General features: G+C 42.6%; 2 protein-coding genes and 1 pseudogene. All 3 read left to right on the top strand.

The features are described 5' to 3' along the window. Positions 1-355: pseudogene (locus AMDU4_RS11555) on the top strand (hypothetical protein); the annotation flags it as partial. 365 nt (positions 356-720) lie between these two features. Next, a complete protein-coding gene (locus AMDU4_RS11550) occupies positions 721-1,875 on the top strand; it encodes an NAD(P)/FAD-dependent oxidoreductase (RefSeq protein WP_021788149.1) in 1,155 nt (384 codons plus the stop codon). A 42-nt stretch (positions 1,876-1,917) separates the two neighbouring features. Beyond that, positions 1,918-2,274 carry a DsrE/DsrF/TusD sulfur relay family protein gene (locus AMDU4_RS11545; protein WP_021788148.1) on the top strand — a complete coding sequence of 119 codons (357 nt, stop codon included), beginning with the start codon at positions 1,918-1,920 and terminating at the stop codon, positions 2,272-2,274. Positions 2,275-2,469: the final 195 nt, after the last annotated feature.

Here is a 2,469-nt window from a genome sequence, read left to right as displayed (position 1 = left end):
TGTGCCAATGCTAGCCTTCCTGATGATGGCGCTGTTCTCCATTTCCATATTTGTAAACTCGATTCTTGCTGAGATTCTCCTGGGTGTTGCCTCAGGCCTTGCGACCACATCAAACACGTCCTACACCATGAACAGTCTGGCGCAGGAAAACAGGGTTGTCGGTTCTGCTCTGAGAACGCTGCAGGGTACGGTTGCAATGTCCATTGGCCTGACTCTAGCCTCAATCATTTCCATTGGGCATGAGAATATTACAATAATTTTGGTAGCCCTTAACCTAATTGCGGCTGCTTTTGTGATTTTCTATGAATTGCCCAAATCCAGGGAGGGAACTTCGAACTACCATGATTTGCGCTAAAACATCGCAGTGCCGTGCAGTTATCCTCTCTGAATTTGCCATGCGCATGATAGGTGGATTCCACAAACTTGCGGTGTTGAGTACCATAGCTTTATTCCCAATCTTCCTTGCAGGTATGAGCAGTATCAAATTCATACTCTTGAGGATTCCTAATAACCCAGAAAATGACATTTTTCATATCATTGACTCCTGATTTAAAAAGGCATATTCCTATGCGTCAGCGGAAACCTATCAGGTTAGGGTTCTCTAAAAATCCGAGGTTTTTAGAAATAGTCTCTTTTCTCATTTATGAGATATTAAATGTTTCCTCTTCAGGTCTTTTGCACTAATCTAAAGAGTTATAAATTGACTCTTATTGCATTAATATGGAAAAGAAGGATATTCTCATATTAGGTTGCGGCATAGGCGGACTAGCCGCTGCGAACATCCTGGCAGATAAGTTGGGGGAAAAGGCCAACATCACGGTTATTGAGAAAAAGAAGTATTTTCAGTTCCCCCCCTCTTATCCGTGGCTTATGATCGGGAAGAGAACCCAGGATCAAGTGCAGAAAGACCTGAGTGTCCTTGCAGGAAAAGGCATAAATGTTGTTAATGAAGAGATCACTTCAATCGATCCTGTGAGAAAAACTGTTGCGACTACTGTTTCGGAATACACAGGAGATTTCTTGATAATTTCTCTTGGTACACAATATAACCCGGATGCTATACCGGGTTTTTCAGAATATGCCCACCATATCTATGACCTTGATTCCGCTATATCATTTAGGGATGCTGTTGCAGACTTTGATCATGGTTCAGTCGCCATTGGAATTTCAAGACTTCCTTTCAAGTGTCCTGCTGCTCCCTATGAGGTGGCTTTCTTGCTGGACGATTATTTCTCGAGAAAAGGATCCAGAGGGAATATTCAGATCAACTTTTACACTCCAGAACCCAATCCGGTCCCCTCCGTGGGTCCTGAAATAGGGGACAAGGTTTTGAAGTTCCTTGGATCAAGAGGAATAAATTACAGTCCACGAATGAAGCTGAAGGAGGTGAGAAAGGAGAATCTTGTCTTCGAAAGTGGTGACACCATGGATTATGATCTTCTTTTTTCTGTTCCACCGCATGCTGCACCGGAGCCAGTAGTGAAGGCAGGTATGACCGATTCCACTGGATGGGTTCCGGTTAATGTGAAAAACCTTGAGACAAAATTTCCCGGTGTCTTTGCGATTGGAGATGTTGCTTCGATCCCCACCCCAAAGGGTTATGTACCGTATCTCCCCAAGGCAGGGGTATTCGCTCATGGCCAGGCAAAGGTTGTTGCCAACAATATCGCCAAAACAATAGTAGGAAACGGAAAAAAGAAAGAATGGGATGGGAATGGTGCGTGCTTCCTGGAAACTGGACATGGGAAGAGCGCTTTTATGGAAGGAAAATTCTTAGAAGAGCCGAAGCCGCTCATAGACTTCAGGGAACCTAGCAGTATGTGGCATGTTCAGAAGGTTGCATTCGAAAAATACTGGATGAGGCACTGGTTTTAATGTTTCCTGAACTGAAGCATAAGAATGGAGTTATGATGTAGGATGAAGGAGATATTGTTTATTCTGAATGAACCTCCATATGGCTCCGAAAAGATTTATAATGCACTTCGTCTGGCACTGGCAATTGTGAAGAAACAGGATAGTGAGACGATACACATTTTCCTTTTCGGTGATTCTGTTCTGGCAGCAAAAAGGTCGCAGAAGGTGGCACAAGGGTATTATAATTTGGAAACAATGCTGAAAGGTTTGGCAACGCGTGGTGTGAAGATCAGTGCCTGCGGAACCTGTATGGACGCAAGAGGAATGAAGGATGAGGAGCTGGTCGATGGGATAGATCGGGGATCTATGGATCAGCTTAGCGACTGGACTTTGTGGGCCGTGAAGGTTTTAGTTTTCTAGACGAAAAGCAGGTACTGTAATGTTATTCTCGCATTAAAATGAGTTTTTATAGGGTGAAATTCTCATTATATAAATGTGTCATGTATGGTATTGTTTCATTATTTTTCTTCATTTTTCATAATCATATATAAATGAAAGTGAAACTATTAAACCATATATAGAGAACATCCTATCGTTATTTGCAATTATTAACTC

It is taken from the genome of Ferroplasma sp. Type II, from assembly GCF_000496155.1.
The sequence above is the reverse complement of the archived record's forward strand: the minus strand, read 5'-3'. Positions and strand labels throughout refer to the sequence as shown.

Excerpts from the sequence above, each read along its gene's own strand:
- AMDU4_RS11550 (WP_021788149.1), top strand. The coding sequence starts at position 721 with ATGGAAAAGAAGGATATTCTCATATTAGGTTGCGGCATAGGCGGACTA.
- AMDU4_RS11545 (WP_021788148.1), top strand. The coding sequence starts at position 1,918 with ATGAAGGAGATATTGTTTATTCTGAATGAACCTCCATATGGCTCCGAA.